Genomic DNA, 16,722 nt, shown 5'->3' with positions numbered 1-16,722 from the left:
TCGTACGTCTGTGCCTACAGGCTCAGCTGAAGGAGTCGCCGCAGGCGCAGGAGCCGGTGGCGTTCGGGTTGTCGATCGTGAAGCCCTGCTTCTCGATGGTGTCCACGAAGTCGATGGAGGCGCCGCCCAGGTAGGGAGCGCTCATCCGGTCGGTGACGACCTTGACGCCGTCGAAGTCCTTGACGACGTCGCCGTCGAGCGAGCGCTCGTCGAAGAACAGCTGGTAGCGCAGGCCCGAGCAGCCGCCGGGCTGAACGGCGACGCGCAGCGCCAGGTCGTCACGGCCCTCCTGCTCAAGGAGGCCCTTCACCTTGGCCGCGGCGGCGTCCGACAGGAGGATGCCGTCGCTCACGGTGGTGGTCTCGTCCGATACGGACATCTGCTTCTCTCCCGGGTTGTACGGAGACTGCTTGCCGACGGTTGCAACCGGCGGGGCCGCGGATTCATTCCGGGCCGGGCGCTCACGTCCTTGCCCCTTCATGCTCGCACACGGCGCCGGATGGGACAGCGGCCCCGGGAACCGCGAATGCGTCACATCGACACAATGGCCATCGTCAAACTGACGTGAAGCGGTTATGATAGATAACGTCAATTCGACGAAAAGGATCCCCGGTGCGGGCCCGAGGCCCCGCCGGAGCGGCTCCGCCGCGCATACACAGATCAGAAAGGGTGCGTGTCGTGACCACCGCCCAGTCCCCCGTGGACCTCGATGTCCAGCCCACGCCCCTCGCTCTCCTGCTGCTCGGCCGCGAGGCCGACCCGAGGAGCGAGCGCGGCGTGGAGTGCCCCGGCGATCTGCCGTCCCCCTCCGACCCGGACCTGGTGGAGCGCGCCCGCGCCGCCAAGGAGAAGCTGGGCGACAAGGTCTTCGTGCTCGGCCACCACTACCAGCGCGACGAGGTCATCCAGTTCGCGGACGTCACCGGCGACTCCTTCAAGCTGGCGCGTGACGCGGCAGCGCGGCCGGACGCCGAGTACATCGTCTTCTGCGGTGTGCACTTCATGGCCGAGTCCGCGGACATCCTGACGACGGACGACCAGAAGGTCGTCCTGCCCGACCTGGCCGCCGGCTGCTCGATGGCCGACATGGCCACCGCCGACCAGGTCGCCGAGTGCTGGGACGTGCTGACCGAGGCCGGGATAGCCGAGCAGGTCGTGCCCGTCTCGTACATGAACTCGTCCGCCGACATCAAGGCGTTCACGGGCAAGCACGGCGGGACGATCTGCACGTCGTCCAACGCCAAGCGGGCCCTGGAGTGGGCCTTCGAGCAGGGCGAGAAGATCCTCTTCCTGCCCGACCAGCACCTCGGGCGCAACACCGCCGTGCGCGACATGGGCCTCTCGCTCGACGACTGCGTGGTCTACAACCCGCACAAGCCGAACGGCGGCCTGACGCCTCAGCAGCTGCGTGACGCGAAGATGATCCTGTGGCGCGGGCACTGCTCGGTGCACGGACGCTTCTCGCTGGAGAGCGTGGAGGACGTGCGCGCGCGCATCCCCGGTGTGAACGTCCTGGTGCACCCCGAGTGCAAGCACGAGGTCGTGGCCGCGGCGGACTACGTGGGCTCCACGGAGCACATCATCCAGACCCTGGAGGCGGCTCCCGCCGGTTCCAAGTGGGCGATCGGGACCGAGCTGAACCTCGTACGCCGCCTGGCGAACCGCTTCGCCGCGGAGGACAAGGAGATCGTCTTCCTCGACAAGACGGTCTGCTTCTGCTCGACCATGAACCGGATCGACCTGCCGCACCTGGTCTGGACCCTGGAGTCCCTGGCCGAGGGCAAGCTGGTCAACCGGATCGAGGTCGACCGCGAGACCGAGCAGTTCGCGAAGCTGGCCCTTGAGCGGATGCTGGCGCTTCCGTAGCCCTGCCCTGAGTCCACGCGTAAGGGGCGCCCGCTATTGCGGGCGCCCCTCAGAGACCCCGCGTCACTCCACCCGTGGACGTACCAGGCCCGATTCGTACGCGATGACGACGAGTTGGGCCCTGTCGCGCGCGCCGAGCTTCGCCATCGCGCGGTTCACATGGGTCTTCACGGTGAGCGGGCTGACCTCCAGACGCTCGGCGATCTCGTCGTTCGAGTGGCCGCCCGCGACCTGCACGAGGACCTCGCGCTCACGGCTCGTCAGCGCGTCGAGCCGCTCGCCGCGCACCGGCGCGTCGCCGTCGAGCCCCTCACCCTGGGCGAGGAACTTGGCGATCAGGCCCTTGGTCGCCACCGGCGAGAGCAGCGCCTCACCGGCCGCCGCGATACGGATGGCGCCGAGCAACTCGTCGGGCTCCGCACCCTTGCCGAGGAACCCGGAGGCGCCCGCGCGCAGCGACTGCACCACGTACTCGTCGACCTCGAAGGTCGTCAGCATCACCACGCGGACGTGGGCCAGGGAGGGGTCCGCGCTGATCAGCCGGGTGGCGGCGAGCCCGTCGGTGCCCGGCATCCGGATGTCCATCAGGACCACGTCGGCCCGCTCCGACCTGGCGAGCCTGACCGCCTCCGCCCCGTCGGACGCCTCGCCGACCACCTCCATGTCGGACTCGGAGTCGACGAGCACCCTGAACGCGCTGCGCAGCAACGCCTGGTCGTCGGCGAGCAGTACGCGGATCGTCACGCGGTCCCTCCCTTTGCCGTGGTGACGGGCAGGATCGCATGGACGCGGAACCCTCCTCCGTAGCGGGGCCCCGCCGTGCAGCTGCCCCCGAGGGCGGTGACGCGCTCCCGCATGCCGATCAGGCCGTGACCGCCGCCGTCGGAGGGCCGTCCGTCGACGCCCCCCGCGCCGTTGCCGCCTTCGTGGCCCGGGCCGTCGTCGATGACGGTCACCTCCACGTTCGGGCCGACGCGCACGACGCTGACCTCGGCCGTGGCCTCCCGTCCCGCGTGCTTCTGCACATTGGTCAGCGCCTCCTGGATGATCCGGAACGCGGCGAGGTCGACGGCCGCGGCCAGATCGAGGCCGACCTGTCCCAGGGCCACCTCCACGGGCAGGCCCGCGTTGCGGAACGTCTCGACGAGCTCGTCGAGCCGGTGCAGGCCGGGGGCCGGTTCGGTGGGCGCCTCGGGGTCGCCGCTCTGCCGCAACAGGCCGACGGTGGCGCGGAGTTCGTTGAGCGCGGAGCGGCTGGCGTCCCGTACGTGCGAGAGGGCTTCCTTGGCCTGGTCCGGCCGCTTGTCCATGACGTGCGCGGCGACCCCGGCCTGCACGTTGACCAGGGCGATGTGGTGGGCGACCACGTCGTGCAGATCGCGGGCGATGCGCAGCCGCTCCTCGGCGACGCGCCGCCGGGCCTCTTCCTCCCTGGTGCGTTCCGCCCGCTCGGCCCGCTCCCTTATGGCGTCCACGAAGGCGCGGCGGCTGCGCACCGCGTCGCCCGCGGCGGCGGCCATGCCGGTCCAGGCGAAGATGCCGAGGTTCTCCTGGGCGTACCAGGGCAGCGGGCCCGAGAGCATCGCCACGCCCGTGAGGCCCGTCATCGTGACCAGGCCGATCCGCCACGTTGTGGAGCGGTCAGTGGTGGCGGCGACGGTGAACAGCGCGATGACCGCGCACATCACGACGGGGGCGCGGGGCTCGCCGGTCAGCAGCTCGACGAGGGAGGCGGCACAGGTCGCGGCGAGCACGGACCAGGGGGCGCGGCGGCGGAAGACCAGGGCGAGTGCGCCGAGGGCCATCAGGAGCAGGCTGGGGGCGTCGGGGGTGCGGGTGCCCCAGGTGGGGCCGTGCTCCCCGTAGGGCTCGGCGAAGGAGCCGACGACCATGCAGACGAGGACGGCGGTGGCGAGGACGGCGTCTACCGCCAGCGGGTGCGTTCTGGCCCAGCCGCGGCCTCGCACGAGAGTGGTCACGTTCTCAACGTTACGGGGCCTGGGCGGCGGCCCGGACCGGGTCCGGGGTACTGCTCCCGTCGGGGCGGGGATGGGGAGTTGGGGGGGGGCCGGGGGGCGGCTTTTCGGGTGCGGGCCGGATCGGGCTCGGCGCGCGGTTCCCCGCGCACCCGGGGTGGCCTCGGGGCTGGGCGGCGCGCAGTTCCTCGCGTTCCTGGTCAGCCGGGGATCAGGCCGTCGTCGCTCAGCATGTCGCGGACCTCGTCCAGGGAGGCGTCGGGGGCCGGGAGGATCAGCTCCGAGGGTTCCAGGGCGTCGTCCGGGAGGGGCGTGCCGAGCTCCCGGACGCGGTCAAGGAGCGCGTGCAGCGTGCGGCGGAAGCCGGCGGCGTCGCCGCTCTCCATCTCCTCGAGCAGGTCGTCGTCCAGCTTGTTCAGCTCGGCGAAGTGGCTGTCGGCCAGCTTCACCTGCCCCTCCCCCATGATCCGTACGATCATGTCGTCCTCCTCGGACGTGAGCGGTATCCGCGTGATACCTGCGTAGGGCTACTGCTTGTCGAAGCGCGGGGTGTCCTGCGGCTGCTGCTGCGACTGGGGCTGGCCCTTGCCACCCTCGATCGCCTGCTGCTGGCTGCTGGGGCCTCCCGCGAGCTCCGCCTTCATGCGCTGCAGTTCCAGCTCTACATCAGTACCACCCGAGAGCCGGTCGAGCTCGGACTGGATGTCGTCCTTGGCGAGTCCGGAGGAGTCGTCGAGGGCGCCCGAGGCGAGCAGTTCGTCGATCGCGCCGGCCCGCGCCTGGAGCTGCGCGGTCTTGTCCTCGGCGCGCTGGATCGCTATGCCGACGTCGCCCATCTCCTCGGAGATGCCGGAGAACGCCTCGCCGATCCGGGTCTGGGCCTGGGCGGCGGTGTACGTCGCCTTGATCGTCTCCTTCTTGGTGCGGAAGGCGTCGACCTTGGCCTGGAGTCGCTGCGCCGCGAGGGTGAGCTTCTCCTCCTCGCCCTGGAGCGTCTGGTGCTGCGTCTCCAGGTCCGTCACCTGCTGCTGGAGCGCGGAGCGGCGGGACAGGGCCTCGCGGGCCAGGTCCTCGCGCCCGAGGGCGAGCGCCTTGCGACCCTGGTCCTCCAGGGTCGAGGACTGCTTCTGGAGCTGGGTCAGCTGCAGTTCCAGGCGCTTGCGGGAGGTCGCCACGTCGGCGACGCCCCGGCGGACCTTCTGCAGGAGCTCCAGCTGCTTCTGATACGAGTAATCGAGGGTTTCGCGCGGGTCCTCGGCCCGGTCAAGGGCCTTGTTCGCCTTCGCGCGGAAGATCATCCCCATACGCTTCATGACACCGCTCATGGGCTTCGCGCGCCCCCTTCTGACGGACTTCCAGCTCCAGGTACTGCTCAGAACCCACAGTACGGGCCCTGCATCCATTACCGCACTGTTCGCGGGCGGATGCGCTCATCCCCAAGGACGACTGCTTCCGGCGCCGCTCCGGCGTAAGGAGTAGGTGCACCCCTGTGATCCGACCCCCCGGGGCATCCGGGGCGGCGCGCCCCGGGCCGCCGCATACCGCCCGCTACGTCCCCTTAGGCACATAAATCAAGACGCCCGGCGTTGCCGGATCGTTCCCCGCCCGGCGGACCTCCATGCGTCCACACCCCGTACCCTTGGATTTTGTGTTCCGTAGCCGATCCAAGGAAGAGAAGGCCCCGGCCGCGCAGGCGCCGGTGACCGACTCCAAGCAGCCCCGTGACCCGCAGGCCCCGAAGGGCCGCCCCACCCCCAAGCGCGCCATGGCCCAGTCGCAGCGCCGCAGCGTGACGAACAAGCCCGCGTCGCGCAAGGAGGCCGCCAAGCGGCAGCGCGACGAGCGCCGCACGCAGATGGCGAAGCAGCGCGAGGCGCTGGCCAGCGGTGACGAGCGGTTCCTGCCCGCCCGTGACAAGGGTCCCGTGCGCAAGTTCGCGCGCGACTTCGTGGACTCGCGCTTCTGCATCGCCGAGTACTTCCTGCCGCTCGCGGTGATCATCCTCGTCCTGAGCATCGTCCGCGTGCCGCAGCTGCAGAACATCGCGCTGCTGCTCTGGCTCTTCGTGATCGTCCTGATCATCGTCGACTCGGTCGTCACCGCGTTCCGCCTGAAGAAGCGGCTCGCCGAGCGCTTCCCGACCGAGAGCCGGAAGGGCGCCGTCGCGTACGCCCTGATGCGTACGCTCCAGATGCGCCGGCTGCGACTGCCCAAGCCGCAGGTCAAGCGCGGAGAACGGCCCTGAGCGGATTCACCGGCGGGGCCGGCGCCTGGCTGGAGAAGCTGGGCGGCCTGCGCAACGCCGTCCGCCAGGAGCTGGTGGCCCGCCAGCTCGACGAGCAGATAATCGCCCGCTTCCCCGTGGGGCAGCGGCTTCGGATACTCGACGTCGGCATGGGCCAGGGCACGCAGGCGCTGCGGCTCGCCCGTGCCGGGCACAAGGTGACGGGCGTCGAGCAGGACCCCGTCATGATCGCCAGCGCGCGCACGGCGCTCGCTGGTGAGCCCGAGGGCATCCAGGGACGGGTGCGGATCGTCGAGGGCGACGGGCACCAGACGGGTGTGCACTTCCTGCCCGGCAGCTTCGACGTGGTGCTCTGTCACGGCGTTCTGATGTACGTGGAGGAGCCCGACGCGCTCCTCGCCGGGCTCGCCCGGATGCTGGCGCCCGGGGGGCTGCTCTCGCTGCTCGTGCGCAACGCGGAGGCGCTGGCCATGCGGCCGGGGCTGGCCGGAAACTGGTCGGGGGCGCTCGCCGCCTTCGACTCCGTCACGTACCGCAACCGGCTGGGCATCGACGCCCGCGCGGACCGGCTCGACGCGCTGACCGCCGCGCTTGCGGGCATCGCGGCGCCGCTCCAGGTCTGGTACGGGGTGCGGGTCTTCACCGACACGGTGGCCGACGGCACGGCGCTGCCGCCCGAGCGGGAGCTGGAGGCGCTGCTCGCCGCCGAGGAGCGGGCGGGCCGGACCGATCCCTACCGGCGCGTCGCCGCTCTGCTGCATTTGTGCGGGGTGCGGGACTGAGGCGTCAGCAGGGGGCGCTGGGTGCGGGACCGACGCGTTGGCGCCGGGCCGCTGGGTGCGGGACTGACGCGGCCCGGCGGGGTGCGGGACCGACTTTCCCGTGCGGGGTGTGGGACTGGCGCGGCAGTGCGGGGTGCGGGGCCGACTTGACCATGCGGAGTGCGGGAACGTCGCGGCGGGGCGGGGTGCTGGGCTGACTTGACCGGGCGGGGTGCCGGACTGAGTCGAGCCGGACTGAGTCGAGGGCGGGGCGTCGGACCGTGCCGAGGGCGGTGAGCCCCCTGTGCCCACCCGTTTACCTCGCACCACGGGCGCCGGGAACGGACAAAAAGCACACTCGGCGCATGACTGCCTCTCGTATCCGCGCCGCCTCCGTCCCCCTCGCCGCCACCCTCGCCGCCGTCGCGCTCGCCGGCGGCTGCTCCTCCTCGGGTTCCGGGGACTCCGGCAGGTCCACCACGCAGGCCGCGCCCGCCGCCGCCGGTGATCTGCAGGACGACTACCAGCGGGTGATCAAGGACGTCCTGCCGTCGGTCGTCCAGGTCGACGCCGGTGACAGCCTCGGGTCCGGCGTCGTCTACGACGGCAAGGGGCACATCGTCACCAACGCCCACGTCGTGGGCAAGGAGAAGCGGTTCAAGGTCACCACCGCCACCGGCGAGCAGGCCCTGGCCTCCGAACTGGTCGCGACCTACCCCGAACAGGACCTCGCCGTCATCAAGCTCGGCGACGTACCGGACGGTCTCAAGGCGGCGGAGTTCGGCGACTCGACCAAGGCCGAGGTCGGGCAGATCGTGCTGGCCATGGGCTCCCCGCTCGGCCTCTCCTCCAGCGTCACCCAGGGCATCGTGTCGGCCACCGGGCGGACCGTCAGCGAGGGCCGCGACGGCGGCGGGACCGGGGCGACCATCGCCAACATGGTGCAGACGTCGGCCGCGATCAACCCGGGCAACAGCGGCGGCGCGCTCGTCGACCTCGACGGGAAGGTCATCGGCATCCCCACGCTCGCCGCGAGCGACCCGCAGATGGGCGACAGCGCGGCGCCCGGCATCGGCTTCGCCATCCCGTCCTCGATGGTCAAGACGGTCGCCGACCAGATCGTCAAGGACGGCAAGGTCACCGACTCGGGCCGGGCCGCGCTCGGCATCACGGGACGCACCGTCCTCGACGACGACTACCGGCCCGCCGGGGTGGCCGTGGCCGAGGCCCGGCAGGGCGGCGCGGCGGCCGAGGCGGGTCTGCGGTCCGGCGACATCATCACCAAGCTCGGCGACACCAGGATCACCACGATCAACTCCCTCTCCGAGGCGCTCGCCGCGGCAGAACCGGGCCAGAAGAAGCAGGTCACGTACGTGCGGGACGGGTCGGAGAAGACGGCGGACGTGACCCTCGGCGAGATGTAGCCGCGGAGAGCATGACCGTCGGCGGGCGGCGCGGCGACGCGCGGGAGGCGGCGGCACCGTGACGTACGGGAAGCGGCAGCGCGGTGACGCGCAAGTAGTGGCGGCACCGTAACGCGCAGGAAGCCGCGACACCGTTACACGCAGGAAGCGGCTGCACCGTGACATGCGGGAGGCGGCGGCCGGAGTCCGGTCGCCGCCTCCCGGGTGGGCGCGCGCTGTGTGACGTGCGGCCTACGCCGACGCGTCCTGCGCGTCCTGCGCCTCGTCCGCGTGCAGGCTCATCGGCCCGTAGATCTTGTTCGCGTCCTCGAAGAGGTGCACCTGGTCGGCGCCGCCCTCGGACAGCTCCTTCCAGCACTCACCGAGCCAGGACTCGGCGTCCCCCTGGGTGGTGAACTCCTCGGGCTGCACCGCGGGCTGGACCTCCGTCCCGTCCGCCTTCTCGAACCGCCACGTCCATGCCGCCATGTCAGCCTCCCGAAGGTCCCGTAGCGGTGTGTGAACCGCCTGAATCCTCTTGAATCCGCTTGAAGCCTAGCCGGGCGCGCGGTGCGGGACCCGACGCGGGAGGATCTTCGTGTGGAACTGACTCTGCTCGGCACCGGCGCCCCCGGCGGACTGCCTCTCCCCGACTGCCCCTGCGCGGCCTGCGCGACCGCGCTCGGCGACGCCGCGCGCGCCGCGACCGCGCTCCTCGTGGACGGCGTCCTGCTGCTCGACCTCACCCCCGGCGCGGCCTTCGCGGCCGCCCGCGCGGGGCACTCGCTCGGCGGAGTGCGCCAGGTCCTCCTCTCCCATCCGCACGACGGGCCCGCCGTCGAGGTCCCGGCGGGCCTGCCGCAGCCCGGCCGGGTCGCCGACGGGCGGGAGCTGGCGCTGCTCACCGGCCACCGGGTGCGCGCGGTGGCGCTGGACGCGCCCGGCTCCGGGTACGAGGTGACGGGGCCCGGCGGGGAGCGGCTCCTGTACCTGCCGCCGGGCGGGGCGCCCGCGGGGCTCGCCGAGGGCAACGGCGACGGCGGTCGGGCCCCGTACGAGATGGTCGTGCTCGACGTCGTCGGGCGGCCCGACGGGCTCGCCCGGCTGCGTGCGGCCGGGGCCGTCGGGCCCACCACCGACGTGATCGCGGTGCACATCGGTCACGAGGCGCCGCCGGGCGGGGAACTGACGCGCCGGCTCGCCGCCGCCGGGGCGCGGGCCGTGCCGGACGGCTCGACGCTCGTGGTCGGCGCCTACGAGGACGTCCCCGACGTGCCGCGCCGCACCTTCGTCCTCGGCGGCGCCCGCTCAGGCAAGTCGGTGGAGGCCGAGCAGCGCCTGGAGGCCTTTCCCGACGTGCTGTACGTGGCGACCGGCGGGACCAGGAGCGGCGACACGGAGTGGGCCCGGCGGGTGAGCCTGCACCGCGAGCGGCGCCCCGGTTCCTGGCGGACCGCCGAGACCTGCGACCTGGTGCCGCTGCTCGTCGAGGACGGGCCGCCGCTGCTCATCGACTGTCTCTCGCTGTGGCTGACCCACGTCATGGACGAGGTGCTGGCGTGGGACGACGCCGAGTGGGCGGGCGGCGGGGAGCGGAAGCTGCGCGGGCGGGTCACCGAGCTCGCGGACGCGGTGCGCGCCACCCGGCGCACGGTCGTCGCCGTGTCGAACGAGGTCGGCTCCGGGATCGTCCCCGCGACCGCGTCGGGCCGCCGCTACCGCGACGAACTGGGCCGCCTGAACGCGGCGTTCGCCGCCGAGTGCGAGCAGGTGCTGCTCCTCGTGGCGGGGCAGGCACTGACGCTGCGCGGCTGACTCCACGCCGCTCCTACGGGATGTCCCTGCGGGCGATGACCCGGTAGGTGTTGGCGAAGCCGGTGCGGGTGAGCAGTGGCGCCAGGAGCGTGTCCAGCGCGCGGGCGAGCGCGACCAGGGGCACGGACGCGGTGCGCGCGGCCCGGCGCAGCTTGAGCTGGAGCGGGGGCGCGGGCCGGGCGCGCCACGGGACGTCGGGTCCCGGCATGCGGCAGTTGAGGAAGAGCGCCAACGCCGCGCTCAGGTCGACGGGGGCGTGCGGCGCGCGGCGTTCGACGGCGACGACCGTGAAGCCCAGCTCCGTCAGCTCCTCGCAGAGGTTGGTGAGCGGCACGAGGTGCAGGTGGCGCGGCTGGTGGTAGGACGCCCACCACTTGCCGAGCAGACCGGCGTAGCGGCACTCGGGGTCGGGGGCCTCGATCAGGAGGTGGCCGCCGGGGCGCAGCACGGTCCGGGCGGCCCGGAGCTCGGCGCGCGGGTCGGGGCTGCGCGGCAGGCTGTGGAACATGCTCATCGCGTCGTAGCGCCCGGCGAGCCGCTCCGCGAGCTCCGTGAGGGAGCCGCGGTGCCCCTCCTCGATGCGGCCGCACCGCACGCCCTTCTCGACGCCGGCGCGCCGGTCGAGCCCGTCGAAGGAGGTGTACGGCAGGACCTGCTTGGCCAGTGCCGGGAAGTGGGCGGCGCCGGTGTCGACGTCCAGCCAGCACTCGGGCTCGTCGAAGGCGGCAAGGGCGCGGGCGGCGGCGAGGCGGCGTCTCGTGCCGGACCGCGCGCCGAACGGTGTCACCGGCTCCCTGCCGTCGAACCCGTCCCCGAAGTCCCGGCGGTAGAAGTCCAGGCCCTCGGGGGTCAGACACGGATTCTGGAAGGAGTGGGCGCAGTCGCCGCACCGGACGACCGTGAAGCTGCCCGGCTTGCGCTGGATCAGGTCGGTGGTGCGCAGCCGCACCCGCAGCCGCTCGGAGCCGCACCAGGGGCAGTCGGTGCGGCGCGGCTCGTGGAACCGCTCGGTGCCCTGGGCGAGTTCGGCGAGGTAGGCGGGGCGCCGGGCGGCGACCTGCTGGGCGGCGGCATCCGTGGTCATGGTCGTACTCCTGGAAGAAGCCGAGACAAACAGGAACGTAAAGGACCATTCCCGCATGGACGGTGGTGTCATGCGGTGCTGCCGCGCACGGCTGCGCGCACAGGGCCGTTCGAGCGACACCCGCACCGCTCCCGGTACTGTTCGACGAATGAGCTCGCTGAATCTCGACGACTTCACCGACCTGATCGAGCGGCCCGACGGCGGGGTCCGCCGCGACGCCGAGGAACGCAGGGCACGGCAGACCGTGCCGCCCGGGTCACTCGGCCGTCTCGACGAGCTCGGCGAGTGGCTCTCGGCGGCCCAGTCGTCGGTGCCGGTGCAGCCGGTCGAGCGGCCTCGCGTGGTGCTGTTCGCGGGTGATCACGGCGTCGCCGAGCTCGGCGTCTCGGCGCGGCCCGCGGGGAGCGCCGCCTCTCTCGTACGTTCCGTACTCGCCGGTGAGAGCCCGGCGGCCGTCCTTGCGCGCCGCCTCGACGTGCCCGTACGGGTCGTCGACATGGCGCTCGACTGCGCCCCGGAGGAGTTGCCCGCCGAGGTCGCGGGGCACCGGGTGCGGCGCGGCTCGGGGCGCATCGACATCGAGAACGCGCTGACCTCCGAGGAAGCGGAACAGGCGGTGCGCGCGGGCATGGCCGTCGCGGACGAGGAGGCCGACTCCGGCACCGATCTGGTCGTGCTCGGCGACATCAGCGTGGGCGGCACGACGGCCGCGGCGACCCTGGTCGCCGCGCTGTGCGGGACCGACTCCTCCGTGGTGACCGGGCGGGGCGGCGAGCCCATCGACGACCTGGCGTGGATGCGCAAGTGCGCGGCGGTGCGGGACGCGCTGCGGCGGGCCCGGCCCGTGCTCGGCGATCAGCTGGAGCTGCTCGCGGCGGTGGGTGGCGCCGATCTGGCCGCGATGACGGGCTTCCTGCTGCAGTGCGCGGTGCGGCGCACCCCGGTGATCCTCGACGGCGTCGTGGCGTCGGCGGCCGCGCTGGTGGCCCAGCGGGTCGCCTTCCGGTCGCCGGACTGGTGGCTGGCGGGGCACGACAGCGGGGAGCCCGCGCAGGCCAAGGCCCTGGACCGGATGGCCCTCGACCCGCTGCTCACGCACGGCGTGAAGATCGGCGAGGGCGCCGGAGGGCTGCTCGCGCTGCCGTTGGTGCGGGCGGCGGCCGCGCTGTCGGCGGAGCTGCCGGAACGGGAGCCCGAGCCTGCGGCGCCGGAAGCGGAGTCTTCAGTGCCGGAAGCGGAGTCTGTGGTACCGGAAGCGGAGTCTTCGGTACCGTTCACCGAGTAAGTGCCCCGCCCTCGGGCGCCGGTTGACGCACCGTCAACGGCGCCCGGCACCGGTGGCCCGCTCGCCCGCAATGCGGAGGGTGACCCTCGTTGCCCATATGATCCCTTTTCATGGGAGATGAGCAGGTCGTCGCCGGGCGACAGAGAACACACACCGTCATACAGCGCCGTGCCGCCGGATTCGCCGTCTGGTACCTCCGGGCCGTCACGTTCATCAACTTCCTGAGCGCGGTCTGGGTCTCCCTCGGACAGGATCTGCGGCAGCACAACACGGCGGACTACTTCACTCCGTACCTGCTGACCGCCGGTTTCGCGTCGGGGGCGTTCACGCTCTTCCTCGCGATCACCATGCGGCGCCGCAAACGCGCCGCGTGGATCCTCAACCTGGTGCTGAGCGGGCTCTTCCTGCTGCTCTTCGCCTTCATGATGGTCTTCCCGGAGATCCGCAGGTACGCGCAGAACTGGATCTCGCTCGTGCTGACCGCCGCGTTCGTCACGGCGCTGGTCGTCGGGCGCCGGGAGTTCTACGCCAAGGGCGACCGGTCCAACCCGAAGCTGGCCTCGGTCGTCGCGGCCGGCGGGCTCCTGGTCACCTCGCTGATCGCCGCGCTGCTCGTGACCGTCACCAACAGCGCCCACGACGACTACCGCTCGACCTTCCTGGACCGCTGGCGCTACGGCACCATGCGCCTGGTCTCGCTGGCCCCCGACGACAAGCGCTTCGAGGGCATCACCACGCCCGGCTGGGTCAACGTCGGCATCAACGTGCTGAGCACGCTGCTGCTCTGCGCCGTCCTGTACGCGGCCTTCCGCTCCCGCCGGGCCGTCGACCCGCTCACCGAGCAGGACGAGGAGCGGCTGCGCGCCCTGCTCGACCGGCACGGCGACCGCGACTCGCTCGGCTACTTCGCGCTGCGCCGCGAGAAGAGCGTCGTCTGGTCCCCCACCGGCAAGGCGGCCGTCGCCCACCGCGTCATCGGCGGTGTCTCGCTGGCCTCCGGCGACCCCATCGGCGATCCGGAGGCCTGGCCCGGCGCGATCGATCCCTGGCTCGCCGAGGCCCGCGAACACGGCTGGATCCCGGCCGTGATGGGCGCGAGCGAGGAGGCGGGCACGATCTACGCCCGGCACGGCCTCGACGCCCTGGAGCTGGGCGACGAGGCGATCGTGGAGACGGGCGCACGAGGCTCGTCCTCCAAAGAGCACTTCACGCTGGAGGGGCGGGCCATGCGCACCGTCCGGCAGGCGTACAACCGCGTGAAGCGCGCCGGGTACACGGTCCGCATCCGCCGCCACGAGGACATCCCGCCCGAGGAGATGACCGAGCTGCTCCGGCGCGCCGACGACTGGCGCGACGGGGCGACCGAGCGCGGCTTCTCGATGGCGCTGGGACGGCTCGGGGACCCGGCGGACGGGCGGTGCGTGATGCTCGAATGCACCGACGGGGACGGCGCGTTGCGGGCGGTGCTCTCCTTCGTGCCGTGGGGGCCGCACGGCCTCTCCCTCGACCTGATGCGGCGTGACCGCGACTCCGAGAACGGCCTGATGGAGTTCATGGTCATCGAACTCCTGCAGCGCGCCCCCGAGATCGAGATCACTCAGGTCTCGCTCAACTTCGCGATGTTCCGCTCGGTCTTCGAACGTGGCTCGCGGCTCGGCGCGGGGCCGGTCCTGCGCCTGTGGCGGTCGCTGCTCAGCTTCTTCTCACGGTGGTGGCAGATCGAGTCCCTCTACCGGGCCAACGCCAAGTACCGGCCGATCTGGGAGCCCCGCTTCCTCCTCTTCGAGAAGAGCGTCGACCTGCCGCGCATCGGCATCGCGGCCGCTCGCGCGGAGGGCTTCCTCGAAGCGCCCGGTCTGCCGAAGTGGATGCACCGCAAGCACCTGGAGTCGAGACGATGAGACCGCCGGCCCGCTACGCCCGCGCCGAGTGGGGGTCACTCTTCTCCACCGTGCGCGGGGCGCTCGTCGCCCGACGATGGCGGGCCGTCCCCATGACGCTGGCCGCGGTCTGTCTCACCGCCCTCTGCCAGTACGTGCAGAACCGGCCCTGGGGCTATCAGTTCGTCCAGAACATCGGCTGCGTGCGCGCCGAGGACCCGCTCTGGCTCTCCCTGCTGCGCACCCCGCTCTCCCTGTTCGTGCCTGCCCTCGACCTGCCGGTGTGGGGCGCGCTCGCGCAGATCCTGCTCGTCTTCGGAATCGCGGAGATCAGCCTGGGCTGGTGGCGCACGCTCCTCATCGGGTACGCGGCCACCCTCGCCGGCACGCTCTACGCGCGCGTGGGCATCGAACTGGGCCCCGGCAACCCGCTCGGACTCCCCGCCTCCGACGCGCAGGTCGTCGACACCGGCCCCTCGGCGGCCGTCGTCGCCCTCGCCGTCTACGTCTGCTGGCGCCACCGCGCGTACTTCACCGCGGCCCTGGTGAGCGCCCTGATGGTCGTCGAGGTGCTCGTCAAGAACAACCTCGCGGGCAAGGAGCACATCGCCGCCATCGTCGTGGTGCTCGTGCTGTGCGTGATCCGGGCCGTCCGTCGCCGGGGCGACGGTCACCGGGGTGGTGGCGGCACCCGCTCCGGATCCGGCTCGGACGCGTCCCGCACCGGCTTCGGCCCGTCGGGCGAGAAGCCGCCGATCCAGTCCTGAAGCTTGCGGCGCGGGCCCGCCCAGCGGCGGTCGTGCCGGAAGGCGCGCAGCCCCGCACGCGCGCGTGCCCGGTGCCGGTTGCGGTAGAACCGCCGCGCCCACGCCGAACCCGGCCGGGCGAGACGGACCGCGCCGACCAGCGCGACGAACGGGACCACCATGCCGATCAGGGCGGTCCGCAGCTTGCCCTTGAGGAGCGCGACCAGGGAGAAGCCGCAGTTGATGCCGACGTTCAGCGCGAAGAGGGCGCGGTTCTGGCGCTCCACGGGGGTCAGGTCGTTCACCCCGAACGGCGTGAAGCCGGTGAGCACGAGCACCACGAGGGCGGCCGTGAGCATCACGACCTCGACGCTCTTGCGGCCCTGCTCGCTCCAGTAGACGTCGTCGAGGTGGAGGATCAGCGCGAACTCGTCGAGCACGAGCCCCGCGCCGATGCCGAAGATGACGGCGGCGTACAGCGGCCCCGCGCCGTGCCGCCCCGCGGCCACCGCCCAGAACCCGCCGACCAGCATCAGGAAGATCCCCGGCACCACGTGGTGGATGTGCACGTCACCGGTGCTGATGTTCCTGAACGGCCCCTTGCCCGCCCGGATCAACCGCGTGATGGTCCGGGTGACCACGAACGAGCCCACGAAGGAGAGCAGCGCGAGCAGCAGCGGCAGCTTCCCCGGCTCGACGATGTTCCGGTACCACCAGTCGTTCATGCGGCCCACCAGTCGTCCATGCGCCCATCCTCCGTCCCCGAAGAGTGATCCGCAGGGCGGCGGGTTCCGCCGGGGTAGCCTGCCGCGGTGTCCAGAACCTCCCCGGCCGACGGCATACGTTTCGCCTTCGGCACCCTCACCGCGCTCCCCGTCCGGGTCACCCGCTGGGACCGGGACGCCGCCCGCGCCGGCATGCAGTGCGCCCCCCTCGCCGGTCTGGTGGCCGGGCTCTGCGCGGCGGCGCTCGGCGGCGCGCTGACGCTGCTCGGCGCGGGCCCGCTGCTCGCCGCCGTCGCGACCGCCGCGGTCCCGGCCGCCCTCACCCGCGGCCTGCACCTCGACGGCCTCGCCGACACCGCCGACGGCCTCGGCAGCGCCAAGCCGGCCGACGACGCGCTGCGCATCATGAAGCAGTCCGACATCGGCCCCTTCGGCGTCATCACCCTGCTCTTCGTACTGCTCGCCCAGGTCGCCGTGTTCTGCCAGCTCTACGAGGCGTCCTGGCTCCGCGGCGCTGTCGCCGCCGTCCTCTCGGCGACCGCCGCGCGCCTGGCCCTCACCCTGGCCGCGCGCGACGGGGTGCCCCCGGCCCGCCCCGAGGGTCTCGGCGCCGCCGTCGCCGGGGTCGTGCCGCGCGGGCGCGCCCTCGGCGTCGGGGCCGTCGTCGTGTGCGGGGCGGCGGCCGTGAGCGTGCCGCTCGGTGCGGCCGACGCCGTACGGGGCGCCGCGGCGGTCGTACTCGCGCTGGGCGCCGCGGAGTTGCTGCTGCGGCACTGCGTACGGCGGTTCGGCGGGGTCACTGGAGACGTGTTCGGCGGCCTCGCGGAGACTGCGGCGACCGCCTCCCTCGTGGTGCTCGCACTCGGCTGACGCCCGGGTCCGGCGGGACCCCGACCGCCCCTCCACCGCGCCGAACACACACAGTGAGGCACACCG

Annotated in this window: 17 protein-coding genes; 9 read left to right on the top strand and 8 right to left on the bottom strand. The window is 72.5% G+C overall.

All coding sequences use genetic code 11. From position 1 onward, the window contains the following. Nucleotides 1-22 precede the first annotated feature (22 nt). Nucleotides 23-379: a HesB/IscA family protein gene (locus ACZ69I_RS04000; protein ID WP_030933606.1), complete on the bottom strand. Its 357-nt coding sequence runs from the start codon at nt 377-379 to the stop codon at nt 23-25. 290 nt (nt 380-669) lie between these two features. Here ACZ69I_RS04000 and nadA point away from each other — a divergent pair, with 290 nt between their 5' ends. Further along, nucleotides 670-1,866: a quinolinate synthase NadA gene (gene nadA, locus ACZ69I_RS03995; protein WP_467668313.1), complete on the top strand. Its 1,197-nt coding sequence runs from the start codon at nt 670-672 to the stop codon at nt 1,864-1,866. Nucleotides 1,867-1,929: 63 nt separating this feature from the next. Here the strand turns inward: nadA and ACZ69I_RS03990 are convergent, their stop codons facing one another. From ACZ69I_RS03990 to ACZ69I_RS03975, 4 genes are all read right to left on the bottom strand, one after another. Further along, nucleotides 1,930-2,610 carry a response regulator gene (locus ACZ69I_RS03990; protein WP_467668315.1) on the bottom strand — a complete coding sequence of 227 codons (681 nt, stop codon included), beginning with the start codon at nt 2,608-2,610 and terminating at the stop codon, nt 1,930-1,932. Next, nucleotides 2,607-3,845, bottom strand: a complete 1,239-nt coding sequence (locus ACZ69I_RS03985; protein WP_470830401.1) for a sensor histidine kinase — start codon at nt 3,843-3,845, stop codon at nt 2,607-2,609. The genes ACZ69I_RS03990 and ACZ69I_RS03985 overlap by 4 nt, the downstream gene beginning before the upstream one ends. Nucleotides 3,846-4,042: 197 nt before the next feature. Beyond that, nucleotides 4,043-4,321 carry a PspA-associated protein PspAA gene (gene pspAA / locus ACZ69I_RS03980; RefSeq protein ID WP_389712835.1) on the bottom strand — a complete coding sequence of 93 codons (279 nt, stop codon included), beginning with the start codon at nt 4,319-4,321 and terminating at the stop codon, nt 4,043-4,045. A gap of 48 nt (nt 4,322-4,369) precedes the next feature. Then, nucleotides 4,370-5,167 (bottom strand): PspA/IM30 family protein, encoded by a 798-nt coding sequence (locus ACZ69I_RS03975; RefSeq protein WP_470830400.1) that lies wholly within the window; start codon nt 5,165-5,167, stop codon nt 4,370-4,372. Between the two features lie 293 nt (nt 5,168-5,460). Between ACZ69I_RS03975 and ACZ69I_RS03970 the strand changes: the two genes are divergently transcribed. The 3 genes from ACZ69I_RS03970 (at nt 5,461) to ACZ69I_RS03960 (ending at nt 8,272) form a co-directional block, all read left to right on the top strand. Continuing rightward, nucleotides 5,461-6,087: a DUF3043 domain-containing protein gene (locus ACZ69I_RS03970; protein ID WP_467668323.1), complete on the top strand. Its 627-nt coding sequence runs from the start codon at nt 5,461-5,463 to the stop codon at nt 6,085-6,087. A 74-nt stretch (nt 6,088-6,161) separates the two neighbouring features. Beyond that, nucleotides 6,162-6,869, top strand: coding sequence for a class I SAM-dependent methyltransferase (locus ACZ69I_RS03965; RefSeq protein WP_470830399.1), 708 nt, complete (start codon nt 6,162-6,164; stop codon nt 6,867-6,869). Nucleotides 6,870-7,213: 344 nt separating this feature from the next. Then, complete coding sequence (locus tag ACZ69I_RS03960) at nt 7,214-8,272, top strand: S1C family serine protease (RefSeq protein ID WP_470830398.1); 1,059 nt, start codon at nt 7,214-7,216, stop codon at nt 8,270-8,272. A gap of 231 nt (nt 8,273-8,503) precedes the next feature. Here the strand turns inward: ACZ69I_RS03960 and ACZ69I_RS03955 are convergent, their stop codons facing one another. Then, a complete protein-coding gene (locus ACZ69I_RS03955; protein ID WP_470830397.1) occupies nt 8,504-8,740 on the bottom strand; it encodes a hypothetical protein in 237 nt (78 codons plus the stop codon). A gap of 111 nt (nt 8,741-8,851) precedes the next feature. On the opposite strand from ACZ69I_RS03955, the gene ACZ69I_RS03950 reads away from it, so the two are divergent. Beyond that, entirely contained in the window at nt 8,852-10,066 is a 1,215-nt protein-coding gene (locus tag ACZ69I_RS03950) for a bifunctional adenosylcobinamide kinase/adenosylcobinamide-phosphate guanylyltransferase (RefSeq protein WP_470830396.1), read from the top strand. Nucleotides 10,067-10,079: 13 nt separating this feature from the next. Here the strand turns inward: ACZ69I_RS03950 and ACZ69I_RS03945 are convergent, their stop codons facing one another. Beyond that, nucleotides 10,080-11,150 carry a class I SAM-dependent methyltransferase gene (locus ACZ69I_RS03945; RefSeq protein ID WP_470830395.1) on the bottom strand — a complete coding sequence of 357 codons (1,071 nt, stop codon included), beginning with the start codon at nt 11,148-11,150 and terminating at the stop codon, nt 10,080-10,082. A 148-nt stretch (nt 11,151-11,298) separates the two neighbouring features. Here ACZ69I_RS03945 and cobT point away from each other — a divergent pair, with 148 nt between their 5' ends. The 3 genes from cobT (at nt 11,299) to ACZ69I_RS03930 (ending at nt 15,082) form a co-directional block, all read left to right on the top strand. Beyond that, entirely contained in the window at nt 11,299-12,435 is a 1,137-nt protein-coding gene (gene cobT / locus ACZ69I_RS03940; RefSeq protein ID WP_470830394.1) for a nicotinate-nucleotide--dimethylbenzimidazole phosphoribosyltransferase, read from the top strand. A 110-nt stretch (nt 12,436-12,545) separates the two neighbouring features. Then, a complete protein-coding gene (locus tag ACZ69I_RS03935; protein WP_470830393.1) occupies nt 12,546-14,336 on the top strand; it encodes a phosphatidylglycerol lysyltransferase domain-containing protein in 1,791 nt (596 codons plus the stop codon). Next, complete coding sequence (locus ACZ69I_RS03930; RefSeq protein WP_467668339.1) at nt 14,333-15,082, top strand: hypothetical protein; 750 nt, start codon at nt 14,333-14,335, stop codon at nt 15,080-15,082. Before ACZ69I_RS03935 ends, ACZ69I_RS03930 begins: the two co-directional genes overlap by 4 nt. Here ACZ69I_RS03930 and ACZ69I_RS03925 read toward each other — a convergent pair. After that, the gene (locus tag ACZ69I_RS03925; RefSeq protein WP_467668341.1) at nt 14,986-15,786 is read right to left on the bottom strand and encodes a hypothetical protein; all 801 of its coding nucleotides are present in this window, start codon (nt 15,784-15,786) and stop codon (nt 14,986-14,988) included. The two genes, ACZ69I_RS03930 and ACZ69I_RS03925, sit on opposite strands and share 97 nt — an antisense overlap. A gap of 87 nt (nt 15,787-15,873) precedes the next feature. On the opposite strand from ACZ69I_RS03925, the gene ACZ69I_RS03920 reads away from it, so the two are divergent. Beyond that, nucleotides 15,874-16,656 carry an adenosylcobinamide-GDP ribazoletransferase gene (locus ACZ69I_RS03920; protein WP_470830392.1) on the top strand — a complete coding sequence of 261 codons (783 nt, stop codon included), beginning with the start codon at nt 15,874-15,876 and terminating at the stop codon, nt 16,654-16,656. Nucleotides 16,657-16,722: the final 66 nt, after the last annotated feature.

The sequence above is a fragment of the Streptomyces sp. NPDC036815 genome, from assembly GCF_055609205.1.
This window is presented reverse-complemented; position numbering and strand designations above follow the sequence as displayed.

Excerpts from the sequence above, each read along its gene's own strand:
- ACZ69I_RS04000 (WP_030933606.1), bottom strand. The coding sequence starts at position 379 with ATGTCCGTATCGGACGAGACCACCACCGTGAGCGACGGCATCCTCCTG.
- pspAA (WP_389712835.1), bottom strand. The coding sequence starts at position 4,321 with ATGATCGTACGGATCATGGGGGAGGGGCAGGTGAAGCTGGCCGACAGC.
- ACZ69I_RS03975 (WP_470830400.1), bottom strand. The coding sequence starts at position 5,167 with ATGAGCGGTGTCATGAAGCGTATGGGGATGATCTTCCGCGCGAAGGCG.
- ACZ69I_RS03970 (WP_467668323.1), top strand. The coding sequence starts at position 5,461 with ATGCGTCCACACCCCGTACCCTTGGATTTTGTGTTCCGTAGCCGATCC.
- ACZ69I_RS03960 (WP_470830398.1), top strand. The coding sequence starts at position 7,214 with ATGACTGCCTCTCGTATCCGCGCCGCCTCCGTCCCCCTCGCCGCCACC.
- ACZ69I_RS03955 (WP_470830397.1), bottom strand. The coding sequence starts at position 8,740 with ATGGCGGCATGGACGTGGCGGTTCGAGAAGGCGGACGGGACGGAGGTC.
- ACZ69I_RS03945 (WP_470830395.1), bottom strand. The coding sequence starts at position 11,150 with ATGACCACGGATGCCGCCGCCCAGCAGGTCGCCGCCCGGCGCCCCGCC.
- cobT (WP_470830394.1), top strand. The coding sequence starts at position 11,299 with ATGAGCTCGCTGAATCTCGACGACTTCACCGACCTGATCGAGCGGCCC.
- ACZ69I_RS03935 (WP_470830393.1), top strand. The coding sequence starts at position 12,546 with ATGGGAGATGAGCAGGTCGTCGCCGGGCGACAGAGAACACACACCGTC.
- ACZ69I_RS03930 (WP_467668339.1), top strand. The coding sequence starts at position 14,333 with ATGAGACCGCCGGCCCGCTACGCCCGCGCCGAGTGGGGGTCACTCTTC.
- ACZ69I_RS03925 (WP_467668341.1), bottom strand. The coding sequence starts at position 15,786 with ATGAACGACTGGTGGTACCGGAACATCGTCGAGCCGGGGAAGCTGCCG.